Genomic DNA, 13,743 nt, shown 5'->3' on the forward strand with positions numbered 1-13,743 from the left:
ATATAAAAAGTTTTGAAGGATATTTTTTATCTTTAGCGTTAAATTCATTATGCTTATATTGATTTATATATTAAGTATTATGAGAGAATAAAGGAGAATGTTTATGGATTTGAAAAATAAACAAATTAAGGAGCAATACGAGCATAATAGAACTATTAAATTTATATCCCTACTACTAATTTTTTTTAGTTTTGTTATAGTAGTTTTTAGTTTTCGCTCTAATCCATTTTCCCACTTGTTGAATGGGCATGACTCATCAATGTTTATCTATTTTGGAAGAGGAATAAAGGATGGATTTGTTCCTTATAATGATATGTTTGATCATAAAGGAATATTTTTATTTATATTTCAATATCTGGGGATTGTATTAGGTTTTGGTAATGATTCATTAGGTATCTGGATTTTAGAATGTTTATTTTATGGACTATCATTAATATATATTTATAAAATACTAATGTACTTTATTAAAGACACAATCGTATCAAGTACTACAATTGTTTTGTATACTGGTATTATCTTATCTTCGTTCGATTTTGGTAATTATTCCGAAGAATTTGCTTTACCGTTTATTACAATATCATTATATCTTTTTGCAAAAATTTGGTTGGAAACTACTAACAGTTCCTGGAATCTTTTCTTTATAGGAATTTGTGGAGGAATTACTTTCTTTATTCGACCTAATATGATTGCTTTGTGGATAGTTTTCTGTTTATTGCTTTTGATAAGGAATGTTTTTAAAAAGGAATATTCAGTTTTACGTAAACAAATTTTATACATCTTTATGGGCGGTATGCTTATTTGTTTGACAGTTTTAGTCTATAGTTTAATTAATGAGAATTTAAAAGAAATGGTTTATCAAACTTTTATATTAAATGTTCAATATTCGTCATCTTCCGTTGGTGAAAAAATACTTACAGCAAAATCATTTTTTCAATTTATGACAGATTATGGAATTTTGGCATTCATGTTTCCTTTTATTACACTATTGATAGTTAACCCTCAAAACTTACAAAAAAAGTTTCGAGTATTTTATGTAATCTTATTTATCTATTTATTGGTTAATTTTTTTACAGTTATTATGTCTGGTAGATTCTACACTCATTACTTTATAACTATGTTTCCCGGACTGATTTTGGCCACTGGAATCGGTTTTGATTGGTGCTTACGCCAATTTGATTTGGCGTTAAATAAAAAAATTATTTGCATTTTATTATTGTTTGTGTTGACGCTTAGCCATTCAGAAAGTGCTTTTAAGGACTATGTTAAACAAACTAATAATAACATTCCTAACGAAAAAATAGATTCTTTGGTAGCTAAAGAAGCCGAGTATATTAAAATGCATTCAACTAAGTCCGATAGAATTTATGTTCATAATATTAGTGCTAGTATATATAATATAAGTGATCGGTATTCTAATTCAAAATTTTTTAAATTACCTTCTTTGGATTATTTGAAATTTCGTAATTTAAAGGAAGAATTTACGGATAAATTATATGAAAATCCACCTAAATTTATTGTTGTTGGTAGACAAACATACTTAAATAAAGAAACACTGACAGATACTAAATTGGATAAAACTGTTGTTACTGCTGTGAAGGAAAACTACCAAGTAATTCCTGAATATGAAGAGACAGATTATATGGTTTTTCAATTAAAAAGCTCTAATTAAATAAGAAGAAGTGAATAATTAAAATAGCATATTGTATAAGGCGAGATAAGTGATTCTCGTCTTTTTTGAAATAAATGAATCTTTCAATTGTTTGATACTCATTGTTAGTAATGCTACAATATCTTCAATTGGAGGTAACTTATGACAAAAATAATCGCCCACCGAGGCAGCAAAGGAACCCATCCAGAAAATACCTTAGCAGCATTTAAAGAAGCTGTTCGTGTTGGTTCTGATGGGATCGAGTTAGATGTTCAGCTATCAAAAGATAACCATCTAATCGTGCTTCATGATGAAACAATCGATCGTACCACGAATGGTCATGGAGATGTTGGCAGTCTAACATTATCAGAGTTAAAACAATTCGATGCCGGTAGTTGGTTTGAAAAAAATCCAATGGTTCAAGAAGTCCCAACTTTAGAAGAAGTGGTAATGTTACTAAAAAAAGAGAACTTTCAAGGATTGTTGAATATTGAGATTAAAACAGACAAAATCCATTATGAAGGAATCGAAAAGATTATTGTTCAGCTCATGAAGTCGCAGCGTTGGTCTTTTGATTATATGTATTCGAGTTTTTATTTTAAAAGTTTGGAAAAAATATGGGATATAGAAAAAAATCATAATATTGCTTCAGTATTTGGTATGTCAGAAGAAGATGAAAAACATGCACTTCAATCAGTGTTTATTGAAGGTATCCATCCTAAAATTGATTGGGTGTTGGACCATTTAGATGATTTGGCAGATTTTCCAAAAGCAATTCGTCCTTGGACTGTCAATGAGGAAGAAAAGATGAAACTTTGCTTTAGTTATCACTTGGCAGGAATTCACACAGACTATCCAGCTAAAGCATTGCAAATACGCAAATTGATACAAAATAAAGGATGAAAAGATTGAAAAAAGTATTAGTAATCGTAGGACCAACAGCAGTTGGAAAAACCTCTTTAAGTATTGAGTTAGCTAAAAAGTTAAATGGAGAAATCATTAGTGGAGATTCAATGCAGGTTTATAAAGATTTAGATATTGGTACAGCGAAAGTAACTGAAGAAGAACGTGCGGGTATTGTGCATCATTTGATAGATTGTCGGGAACTGTCTGAGACATACTCTGTAGCAGATTTTCAAAAAGAAGGACGTCAGGTAATTGATTCGATTTCTGCAAAAAGGAAATTGCCCATTGTCGTTGGTGGAACAGGATTGTACGTTCAAGCATTACTTTATGACTTTGAATTAGGGGCAAAAGATGAATCAACTGAAATTCGAGAGAAGTATGAAAAATTTGCTGAAGTAAATGGAAATCAACGCTTATGGGAGTTATTGCAGAAAAAAGACGGCCAAGCAGCTGAAAGTATCCATTTCAATAACCGTAAAAAAGTAGTTCGGGCGCTGGAAGTCTTTGATAAAACAGGATTTAGTATTTTAACCCCAAAAGATGAACCCAAAAAATTATATGATTATTTCTTGGTTGGATTGGAAACTGACCGAGCGGTACTTTATGATCGAATCAATATGCGTGTTGATATAATGATGGCACGTGGACTTTTAAAAGAAGCAAAACTACTTTATAACATGCAAACACAGCAATCAATTCAAGGGATCGGCTATAAAGAGTTTTTTCCTTATTTTGAAGGGAAAGAATCTTTAGATGAAGCAATTGAACAAGTAAAGCAAAATTCTAGAAGATATGCGAAGAGGCAATTGACTTGGTTTAGAAATCGCATGAATGCCAGCTGGTGGGACTTAGTACAAGCGCCTGACACTATTTTAACTTTAGAACATAAAATAGAGAATTGGCTGGAATCTTAGGAAGGATAAAAAATGGATAAAATAGCAGAAAAGGTTATCTTAGTGGGGGTAGAAACAGAGGGGAATTACACTCGGTTTGAAGGTTCAATGAAGGAATTAAAAAACTTAACTAAGACCGCACAAGGAGAAGTTGTCTTTTCTTTAACGCAAAAGCGTCCACGAATCGATTCACAGACCGTGATCGGTAAAGGGAAAGTAGAAGAATTAATGCAGTTAGTTGATGCCTATGAAGCAGATATTGTCATTTTCAACCATGAATTAACACCAAGACAAAATCAATTGATTGTCGAAGCCGTCGGTGTAAAAGTAATCGATCGAGTACAATTGATTTTAGATATTTTCGCGATGAGGGCACGCTCAAAAGAAGGGAAATTACAAGTTGAGCTAGCTCAACTGAATTATTTGCTCCCTCGATTGGTAGGACAAGGGAAACAATTATCTCGTTTAGGTGGGGGCATCGGAACTAGAGGTCCAGGAGAAACCAAGCTTGAATCAGACCGCCGACATATTCGTGATAAAATCATCGCAATCAAGCGTGAGCTAAAGGAAGTATCAGCCCATCGTGAGCGAAGCAGACAAAAACGTCAATCATCCGATTTGTTTCAAATTGGTTTGCTTGGTTACACGAACGCTGGAAAATCAACGATTTTAAACTTGCTGACAACGGCTGGCACTTATTCAGAAAATCAATTATTTGCAACGCTTGATCCTTTAACTAAAAAATGGCAACTACCGCAAGGAATGATTGTAACACTGACAGATACTGTAGGATTTATTCAAGATCTTCCAACCCAGCTGATTGAAGCGTTCCAATCGACATTGGAAGAAAGTCGAGGCATGGACTTGTTATTACATGTGGTCGATGCAAGTGCCGAAGATCGTTTACAGCATGAACAAACGGTTGTCGACTTACTGAATGATCTGGATTTAGAGAAGATTCCAGTTTTAACAGTTTACAACAAAAGTGATCAAGTCGATGAAGCGGACTTTGTGCCAACTCTGTTTCCTAACATATTAGTTTCGGCTAGGAGCACATTAGGGAAAGAGGAACTTACAAAAGCTGTTAGAGAGAAGATGATGGAATTATTAGTTCCATATGAGTTGGACATTCCTTCAAACCAAGGGCAGCAATTAAGTGAATTGAAACGTCATACCTTACTTTTATCGGAAACATTTGAAGAAGAGGAAAATGTGTATCATGTTAAGGGATTTGCTAAAAAGGACTCTAAATGGACACGTGAATTAGATGAATAAATAACGAAATCATTTTTTATAGGTAGACGAATTTAAAACGACAATTATCTATTATATAACTGAGTGGGAGAACCTTTGTGATGGTTTTCTTACTCAGTTTTTTATTTATTTAGTATAGTTATTTAACTTATGTAATGATATACTAAATAAAAAATGAGAGGTTAAGACGGTATCTAGATTTGCAAAAGTTTATTAAAAGTAATTATTGGTTTTATGTTGGTCTATTCGTTTTGGCAATTTTATATCTTACGAATTTTAACATGGATATGGGTTCAGACGACTGTTGGTTTATGAAAATTTCTCAAGAGTATAGTTTGAGTGAGTTTCTTCAATGGAGTTATAATAATTGGTCTGCGCGTCTGTTTCCAGAGGCGATGCTATACTTGATCTTTTTGGTTCCTTTGATTATTCATCATTTAATCAGTGCTTGCGCTTGGTTACTATACAGTTATTCTTTGGTACGGATATTTGAAGGTACTGTTAGCCGTAAAATTTTCTAGTTGCATTTTTATCACTTGGATTTATCAATGTCTGGGGCATGAAAGATTAGATTTTTTGGATCACTGGAGCGATTAATTATTTATGGCCATTAGCATTAGTGATGTTTTCGCTGATTCCTTATGCGGATTATTTTTTTAGAAATAAAAAAACGTCAATTCGGGTATACATATTGCCTGTACTTATTTTTTCCTTTTCAAATGAACAGTTGATTGCTTGTGTTATTGGCGTTGTGTTGTCTTATCATAGTGCAATGTTGATAAAGAAGCGAAAAGAGAACTATTTTTTGTATATTCCAACTGCATTTTTTACTACTGGATTCTCGTTTATGTTTTTAGCGCCGGGAAATAAATTGAGGATGCAAAAAGAAATAGCGATGTGGATGCCGGATTTTAATGAACTATCACCATTTGCAAGAATATTAAGAGGAAGCTCATGGTTATTTGAAGGTTGGCAAACAAAATTATTACTTCTGTTTATTGTTATTCTCATAGTTTCTCTGGTTATTGATTCTTCAAAATTACTAGCTAAAGTAGTAACCGGATATACAGTGTTTTTGTTGTTATTGAACTATAATTTTCCCAATATATTTACGAACTTTCAACTTATCAACGAAGGGAATTGGATCAGTCAATTAAAATTAGGCAACATTTTAAGTTGAATCTTATTGAATGCTATTTTGCCTTATATATTGTGGGGAATTTTTTTTAGTTTAGTTGCTGCGTTGTCTACATCTGTTTCTAAACAGAGAATATTTATTGGTCTAAGTTACAGCTCTGCTTTATTTTCTTCCGTATTGATGTGTTCATCTGTTTTTCTACTGATTATTTTATTTATGCTCTATTAGCAAGTTCAAATAAGTGGAAGTCAAACTGAAAAAAATGGTTGCTGTTTTATGCTTGTTTTATACCTCTAATCAATTTATTGTGTGTACTTTTTTTAAGCTGAATATAATTAGAACTATATTTATGTAAAGGTATCCTTGAAGATACCTTTTTTATTTACCTATAAATTTTTGCCGATGGCTTTGATATAACAGGTTTTTAGTAGAAATTATATTTTTATGTTAGAAAACCTAACATAAATCATTGACAACAGAAAAAAGTATTGATATTCTATATCTAATCTATCTAGCTAAGCAGGCTAGCTTCTCGAAAAAAAGATATAATCTGTTTGTGAAAAACTCAAACAAACCTATTTACCTATTTTTCTATCGAGACTGAACAAGCTTGCTACACTTTTAATCGAAGAGAGGGGGGTGGATATGAGAGAAAAGGAACTGAGAAGGTCAATGTCAGTTTTTCCAATTGGTACAGTTATGAAACTGACTGATTTATCAGCACGGCAAATACGTTATTATGAAGAGCAAGATTTGATTCATCCTGAAAGAAGCGAAGGAAATCGACGTATGTATTCACTAAATGACATTGATGTATTGCTTGAAATCAAGGATTATTTATCTGATGGTCTAAACATGGCTGGAATCAAACGTGTTTATGAAATGAAGCTGGAAGAACAAATGCATGCCCAAGAAACAAACAAACCGCTGACCGATGAAGATGTTCGGAAGATTTTATATGATGAACTTATTTCTCAAGGCGGACTTACTCAACAAAATCCATTCCAATCCAGAGGCCCAAAATTGTAACAATTAGCTTTACACAAAAAATGAAGGACGTGAAGGAAGACGATGACGAAGAAACAAAACACAGTAGAAGATATCAAACGAATAGCCGATGAAGAAAATGTTCGATTTTTACGATTAATGTTTACAGACATTATGGGAACAATCAAAAATGTGGAAGTTCCAGTGAGCCAATTAGATAAAGTGTTAAGCAATAAAATGATGTTTGATGGGTCTTCTATTGAAGGTTTTGTGAGAATTGAAGAAAGCGATATGTATTTATATCCAGACGTATCCACATGGATGATTTTTCCGTGGGAAAGCACACATGGGAAAGTTGCTCGTCTGATTTGTGATATTTATAATCCTGATGGAACACCATTTGCTGGAGATCCTCGTGGTAATTTAAAACGGGCATTAGCAGATATGGAAACGTTAGGTTTTACTTCATTCAATCTTGGGCCTGAGCCGGAATTTTTCTTATTCAAATTAGATGAAGATGGTAAAATCACAACTGACTTAAATGACCGAGGTGGTTATTTTGATTTTGCACCAACCGATCTCGGTGAAAACTGCCGTAGAGATATCGTTCTTGAACTTGAAAGTCTTGGGTTTGAAGTTGAAGCTTCTCATCATGAAGTGGCGCCAGGTCAGCATGAGATTGACTTTAAATATGCTGATGTTATCGAAGCCTGTGATAATATCCAAACCTTTAAATTAGTCGTTAAAACAATTGCTAGAAAACATGGCTTACACGCAACATTTATGCCAAAACCATTGTATGGCATCAATGGATCAGGAATGCACTGTAACATGTCATTGTTTAAAGGCGATGAAAATGTCTTCTACGATGAAAATGGTCCGATGCAACTAAGTCAAACGGCTTATCATTTTCTTGGTGGATTATTGAAACATGCTCGTGCTTATACAGCCGTTTGTAATCCAACGGTTAACTCATATAAACGTTTAGTACCAGGATATGAAGCGCCTGTATATGTTGCTTGGAGTGGTCGCAATCGTTCGCCGTTAGTTCGAGTTCCTGAATCGCGTGGCTTATCTACTCGTTTAGAGTTACGATCAGTTGATCCGTCAGCAAATCCATATTTAACAATGGCTACACTTTTACAAGCGGGATTAGATGGAATCAAAAATGAAATTGATCCACCACAAGCGGTTGACCGCAATATTTATGTGATGAATGAAGAAGAACGAAAAGAAGCGCAAATCCATGATTTACCTTCAACACTGCATAACGCTATTAAAGAATTACGTAAGGATGATGTAATGATCAATGCGTTAGGTGAGCATATTTATGTGAACTTTGTTGAAGCGAAACGTATGGAATGGGCTGCTTTCCGTCAAACTGTTTCTGAGTGGGAAAGAGAACAATATTTAGAGTTATACTAAGAGCTACGTGGATAGACCAGAATCTGGTTTATCCACATTTTTTATATTGTTCGGTTAACACTGAAGAAGTATGTTATAATTATAATTGAGAATCATTATCAATTGAACTTGAAAAGGAGAGGGAATCATGATCGTTCAAACTGTTGCGTTTACTATAAAAAAAGAAGGAAAAGAAATTTTCGAAGCTAAAACAAGTAAAGATGTCGCTTCAATGGTAGGATTTTCAGGTTGTGTATCAAGTGAATGTTGGTATACAGAAGATAAGGATAACTGTGAATTTATGTTGGTTTCTAAATGGCAGAGTAAAAAAGATTTTCAAAACTGGTTAAAACGTCCAGAGCACTTACAAGAACATCGAGAGGCACATAAAAATAAAGACAGCAAACCGTCTATCGTTATAGAAAAAATTAGAAAAAGCTACGAAGTTTTTGCTTAAAAATAGCAATTAGAATCTGGAGTAATTTATTTACTTTGGATTTTTTTTTACTTTATACCACGCCTTCATTCAAATAAGTGTAAAATTAATAAAAAAGCGGGTATAGTAGAAGTTAGACAAACATTAAGGAGAATAGAAATGAACAAATTAAATTTTTCTCCAGCTAACTTTGAAAAGCTTCAGCAACAGGGGTGGGACAAAGCCGCTCTAGTTACCTACATAAATAATATAAATGGAAATAAACTGAACGCCAACCAAGAAATTTTTTTAGTTGGTTCTGAAATCTACACAGAAATGTTAAAAAAAAGTCAGCTTTCAGATCAAGAAAAAGTTATACTAGTCATCGATCATCTGGGTGGATACCTGAATGATTCAGGTGATTTACAGTTTGCGTCAACTGAATATAAATTTTATGATCAAATGCCGCCAGGGGCACCTTTTTTCGATTACTATTCAAAAACTGTACAACGTGCTTATCCAAATGGTTTGATCATAGCACAAGCAGATAAAAAATTAACAAAAACAGCCCTCAAGAAAAAATACGCAAATGAAACGAAAATCCATCAATTTAGAAATCAATTAGATAAATGTATTATTGAATATGTGGAAGACTACAAAAAATGCTACAATTTAAAAAATGATGAAGTTGCAATCAAAACGATTCTTAAAGATAATTGGTTTTATGCAGATCCGCAATATCATAACCGTGCTCATATTGATATAGAGATTTCGGCTGGTGATCTTAAAAAAGGAAGTAGAACCCTTACTAATAAAGGGTTATTAAAAAAAATCAGAAAACGAGGGTTTTATCGAAAAATTTTATCGGGAGATTATCATAGTGAATTTATTTTAGATGAACAGGGTCAACTTTTAAGCCAATGGAAAGAACAAATCAAAGAAAGAGACTACTTAGAATGTGCAATTGCAAATGGTGAATCGTTCAACTATGGTGAGCGCCCTAGATTTGATCAATATCATACACACGATAAACTAGATGGAAATCCTCCTCGATACTTTGATACAAATAAGCGGACTCAACTTAAACAGAATTGGATTTCGCCAACCGATAATTGGTTTTATCAAGCGGTTAGACGCTTAGCAGAAAAGGGGGTTCGGTATAAAAAACGAACGAACAAAATCTAAATCAAAAGCCATTAAAGTTGGGAGTATAGGTTCCTGACTTTTTTATTTTTCACAAAAATTCTTTTTATTTTAAAGAAAGAAAGCAAAATAATCAATAAGTTTGTGAAATATTTTCACAAACTGTTTCAAAATTGAGCAGCTTCCGTTATAATGGAGAAGAATATGCGTGCAACTATTCTACTTTTAGATAGAAGGATGATGACTATATAATGCGAAAAATGAAGACGATGGATGGAAATACAGCAGCAGCATATATTTCATATGCGTTTACTGAATTAGCCGCTATTTACCCAATTACACCAAGCTCAACGATGGCTGAACTTGTCGATCAGTGGTCGGCAGAAGGCAAGCAAAATATTTTTGGACAACCTGTTAAAATTGTTGAAATGCAATCAGAAGCAGGTGCGGCAGGCGTAGTCCACGGATCGTTGAAAACTGGTGCATTAACAACTACATACACTGCTTCACAAGGATTATTACTGATGATACCGAACATGTATAAGATTGCTGGAGAGTTGCTTCCGTCAGTCTTTCATGTTGCTAGTCGTGCTGTGACAACAAATGCGCTGAACATTTTCGGTGACCACGGAGATGTGATGGCTGCTCGTCAGACAGGGTTTGCTATGTTATGTGAAAGTAGCGTCCAGGAAGTCATGGATTTATCAGCGGTCGCTCATTTAGCATCGATTGAATCAAGTGTTCCATTTATCAACTTCTTTGATGGATTTCGGACTAGTCATGAAATCCAAAAAATCGAAGTATTGGACTATGATGAATTAGCACCATTACTGGATCAAGAAAAACTAAGCGATTTTCGTAGCAGAAGCATGAATCCAAATCATCCTTCCGTTAGTGGAACGAACCAAAATCCAGATATCCATTTCCAACAACGTGAAACGATCAATAGCTATTATGAACAAATTCCAGCTATAGTTAAAAAATACATGGATGAAATCAATGAGCTTAGAGGGACGAATTATGATTTGGTCACTTATTACGGAGCTGAAGATGCAGAAGAAGTGATTGTTTCAATGGGGTCAGCTGCCCAAGCAATCGAGCAAACGATCGATTACTTGACGAAGCAAGGTAGAAAAGTTGGCTTCTTAAATATTCATTTGTACCGTCCGTTTCCAATAGAGAACTTTTTAGAAAAAATGCCTAAAACTGTTAAGGCAATCGGAGTGATGGATCGTACGAAAGAACCAGGAGCCGGCGGTGAGCCGCTACTTTTAGATGTTCAAAGTGCGATGTATGAGTCGGATTTGCGTCCAATGATTATTGGCGGCCGTTATGGATTGGGATCAAAAGACGTCTTACCAAACCAAATCGTTGCGATTTATGATGAGTTACTAAAAGATAAAAAAGCAGCAAAATCGAGGTTCACGATCGGAATTGTAGATGATGTGACGTACACTTCACTTGATTGCGGGGAAGCTCTCGATTTGACCAATCCAAAAACCTATCAAGCAAAATTCTGGGGATTTGGCTCAGATGGTACAGTTGGTGCAAATAAGTCAGCAATCAAAATCATTGGGGACCATACGGATAAATATGCTCAGGGATTCTTTTATTATGATTCAAAAAAATCTGGTGGGTTGACAGTTTCTCATTTACGTTTTGGCGAGACACCGATTCGTTCGACTTATTTGATCGAGCATGCAGATTTTGTTGCATGTCATACTGCAGCTTACTTAAATACGTATGATTTAGTTAAGGGATTGAAAAAAGGGGGAACCTTTTTACTGAATACAGTTTGGAATGACGAACAATTGGAACGATTCTTACCCAATAAACTAAAGCGTTACTTAGCTGAAAACGAGATTAATTTTTATACGATCAATGCCGTTAGACTAGCTAGTGAAGTTGGATTAGGTGGTCGAATCAATACAGCGATGGAAACAGCTTTTTTCAAATTGGCAGAGATCATGCCATTTGATGAGGTACTACCAATCTTAAAAGAAGAAGCATTTAAAAGTTATGCAAGAAAATCGATGTCTGTTGTTGAAAAAAATGTTCAAGCAATTGAACGCACTGTTGAACTTCTGCATAAAGTTGAAGTGCCACTTGAGTGGAAAACAATTGAAGTAAAACCAAAAGTCCGTAAAGCAAACATTACTGATTATGTTCATGAAATCGTAGAACCAATCAATCGTCAAGAAGGAAATGATCTTGCAGTCAGTGCATTTATGAAAAATGATATGGCGGATGGGCGGATGCCGCTAGGTACGACCGCTGTCGAAAAACGTGGTATCGCTGTAGAAGTACCAGAATGGAATAGTGATCGTTGCACAATGTGTAATGAGTGTGCGTTTGTTTGTCCGCATGCTGCGATTCGTCCATTTTTGGCAGACGATGAAGAAATGGCAGAAGCACCAGAAGGCTATATCGTCAGAGAAATGCGCGGAGCCGATGGTCTAAAGTATCGTATTCAAGTTTCTGTAGAAGATTGTACAGGTTGCGGACTTTGTGTGGACGCATGCCCAGCCAAAGGCAAAGCTTTAGTTATGAAACCTTACGAAGAGCAAAAAGAACAAGCCATGAACTGGGCATTTTCTATGACGTTGAAACAAAAGGAAAATCCAGCCAAACCAAATACTGTTTTAGGAACGCAATTTAACAAACCACTATTAGAATTTTCAGGTGCTTGTGCTGGTTGCGGTGAAACACCCTATGTGAAATTATTAACGCAAATGTTTGGTGATCGAATGATGATCGCAAATGCTACAGGCTGTTCTTCTATTTGGGGTGGAGCAGCACCTGTTGCTCCTTATACAACAAATGATGAAGGACAAGGTCCTGCTTGGTCTAACTCATTATTAGAAGATAATGCAGAATTTGGGTATGGAATGCTTTTAGCTAGCCAAACACGTCGTGAACATTTAGCGATGAAGATGAGTGAAGCGATGAATGTTGCTTCTCCAGCGTTAAAATTATTAATGGAAGATTGGATCAAGCATATGCACACGGGTGAAGGCACGCAACAACGTGCTGCCAAACTAAAAGCTGCATTACTAGATGAAAAAAAGGATCAACCTTTATTAGAAATAATCTATGCAGACAACGATTTGTTTGTGAAAAATAGTCAATGGATGATTGGTGGAGACGGTTGGGCTTACGATATTGGTTATGGGGGGATCGATCATGTTCTTGCCAGCGGTGCCGACGTTAATATGCTAGTTTTAGATAATGAAGTCTATTCTAATACTGGTGGACAAACCTCAAAAGCAACACCTGCCTCAGCCATTGCAAAATTCTCGGCAAGTGGTAAATACGTTTCTAAAAAAGATTTAGGCATGATGGCAATGACTTATGGCAACGTTTATGTAGCTCAAATTGCGTCGGGTGCTAATCAAATGCAGACGATCAAAGCTTTTGAAGAAGCTGAACGTTTCCCAGGGCCATCTATTATTATCGCTTATACGCCTTGTATTACGCATGGGTTAGTGGGTGGAATGAGTAAAACTTTGGAAGAAGCAAAAGAAGCAGTTAATTCCGGTTATTGGTCATTGTATCGCTATAATCCAGAACTAAGGGAGTCAGGAAAAAATCCAATGACTTTAGATTACAAAAAACCAAATTTTGAAGCGATGCAGGAGTTTATGCGTAAACAAGTTCGTTTCTCTTCATTAGAAGCTACACAACCTGAATTTGCAGGTAAACTTTTTGAAAAAACGGTTGATGATGCGAAAAATCGTTTTTATAATTATGCAAGGATGGCTGGTCAAGAAGAAAAAATCCGAGCAAAATTAGAAAAAGCAACAGAAGAAGTAGTGGGTGAAAAAGCACCTCGTGTAAAAAAAGAGCGAGTAGTCGATCCAGAAGCTGATGCAAGAAGAGCAGCTAGACGAGCTGAACGTGCAGCAAAACGTGGAAAGATAGAAGAATAAACAATTCTTTTGATTTGGAATGGAAG

Annotated in this window: 11 protein-coding genes; all 11 read left to right on the top strand. The window is 35.0% G+C overall.

Annotated features, from left to right (window positions below):
• Positions 1–103 precede the first annotated feature (103 nt).
• The 11 genes from I583_RS02345 to nifJ all read left to right on the top strand — a co-directional run bounded on the left by I583_RS02345 (position 104) and on the right by nifJ (position 13,717).
• Positions 104–1,669: a glycosyltransferase family protein gene (locus I583_RS02345; protein ID WP_010762951.1), complete on the top strand. Its 1,566-nt coding sequence runs from the start codon at positions 104–106 to the stop codon at positions 1,667–1,669.
• Between the two features lie 141 nt (positions 1,670–1,810).
• The gene (locus tag I583_RS02350; RefSeq protein ID WP_010762952.1) at positions 1,811–2,551 is read left to right on the top strand and encodes a glycerophosphodiester phosphodiesterase; all 741 of its coding nucleotides are present in this window, start codon (positions 1,811–1,813) and stop codon (positions 2,549–2,551) included.
• 5 nt (positions 2,552–2,556) lie between these two features.
• The gene (miaA, locus tag I583_RS02355; protein WP_034682615.1) at positions 2,557–3,468 is read left to right on the top strand and encodes a tRNA (adenosine(37)-N6)-dimethylallyltransferase MiaA; all 912 of its coding nucleotides are present in this window, start codon (positions 2,557–2,559) and stop codon (positions 3,466–3,468) included.
• 12 nt (positions 3,469–3,480) lie between these two features.
• The gene (hflX, locus tag I583_RS02360; protein ID WP_010762954.1) at positions 3,481–4,722 is read left to right on the top strand and encodes a GTPase HflX; all 1,242 of its coding nucleotides are present in this window, start codon (positions 3,481–3,483) and stop codon (positions 4,720–4,722) included.
• A gap of 179 nt (positions 4,723–4,901) precedes the next feature.
• Positions 4,902–5,222, top strand: a complete 321-nt coding sequence (locus I583_RS16725) for a hypothetical protein (RefSeq protein WP_143139978.1) — start codon at positions 4,902–4,904, stop codon at positions 5,220–5,222.
• A gap of 59 nt (positions 5,223–5,281) precedes the next feature.
• On the top strand, positions 5,282–5,881 hold the full coding sequence (locus I583_RS02365) for a DUF6056 family protein (RefSeq protein ID WP_279625127.1): 600 nt from the start codon (positions 5,282–5,284) through the stop codon (positions 5,879–5,881).
• A 603-nt stretch (positions 5,882–6,484) separates the two neighbouring features.
• Positions 6,485–6,868, top strand: a complete 384-nt coding sequence (locus I583_RS02370; protein ID WP_010762956.1) for a MerR family transcriptional regulator — start codon at positions 6,485–6,487, stop codon at positions 6,866–6,868.
• A gap of 42 nt (positions 6,869–6,910) precedes the next feature.
• Entirely contained in the window at positions 6,911–8,251 is a 1,341-nt protein-coding gene (gene glnA / locus I583_RS02375; protein ID WP_010762957.1) for a type I glutamate--ammonia ligase, read from the top strand.
• Between the two features lie 127 nt (positions 8,252–8,378).
• Complete coding sequence (locus I583_RS02380; RefSeq protein ID WP_010762958.1) at positions 8,379–8,687, top strand: antibiotic biosynthesis monooxygenase family protein; 309 nt, start codon at positions 8,379–8,381, stop codon at positions 8,685–8,687.
• 138 nt (positions 8,688–8,825) lie between these two features.
• Positions 8,826–9,830: a DUF3114 domain-containing protein gene (locus I583_RS02385; RefSeq protein WP_010762959.1), complete on the top strand. Its 1,005-nt coding sequence runs from the start codon at positions 8,826–8,828 to the stop codon at positions 9,828–9,830.
• Positions 9,831–10,039: 209 nt separating this feature from the next.
• Complete coding sequence (gene nifJ / locus I583_RS02390) at positions 10,040–13,717, top strand: pyruvate:ferredoxin (flavodoxin) oxidoreductase (RefSeq protein WP_010762960.1); 3,678 nt, start codon at positions 10,040–10,042, stop codon at positions 13,715–13,717.
• Positions 13,718–13,743 lie beyond the last annotated feature (26 nt).

The organism is Enterococcus haemoperoxidus ATCC BAA-382 (assembly GCF_000407165.1).
Lineage (GTDB): Bacteria > Bacillota > Bacilli > Lactobacillales > Enterococcaceae > Enterococcus_L > Enterococcus_L haemoperoxidus.

Bases quoted from the DNA above. Each gene is read 5' to 3' on its own strand.
- I583_RS02345 (WP_010762951.1), top strand. From the start codon at position 104: ATGGATTTGAAAAATAAACAAATTAAGGAGCAATACGAGCATAATAGA.
- I583_RS02350 (WP_010762952.1), top strand. From the start codon at position 1,811: ATGACAAAAATAATCGCCCACCGAGGCAGCAAAGGAACCCATCCAGAA.
- hflX (WP_010762954.1), top strand. From the start codon at position 3,481: ATGGATAAAATAGCAGAAAAGGTTATCTTAGTGGGGGTAGAAACAGAG.
- I583_RS02370 (WP_010762956.1), top strand. From the start codon at position 6,485: ATGAGAGAAAAGGAACTGAGAAGGTCAATGTCAGTTTTTCCAATTGGT.
- glnA (WP_010762957.1), top strand. From the start codon at position 6,911: ATGACGAAGAAACAAAACACAGTAGAAGATATCAAACGAATAGCCGAT.
- I583_RS02380 (WP_010762958.1), top strand. From the start codon at position 8,379: ATGATCGTTCAAACTGTTGCGTTTACTATAAAAAAAGAAGGAAAAGAA.
- I583_RS02385 (WP_010762959.1), top strand. From the start codon at position 8,826: ATGAACAAATTAAATTTTTCTCCAGCTAACTTTGAAAAGCTTCAGCAA.
- nifJ (WP_010762960.1), top strand. From the start codon at position 10,040: ATGCGAAAAATGAAGACGATGGATGGAAATACAGCAGCAGCATATATT.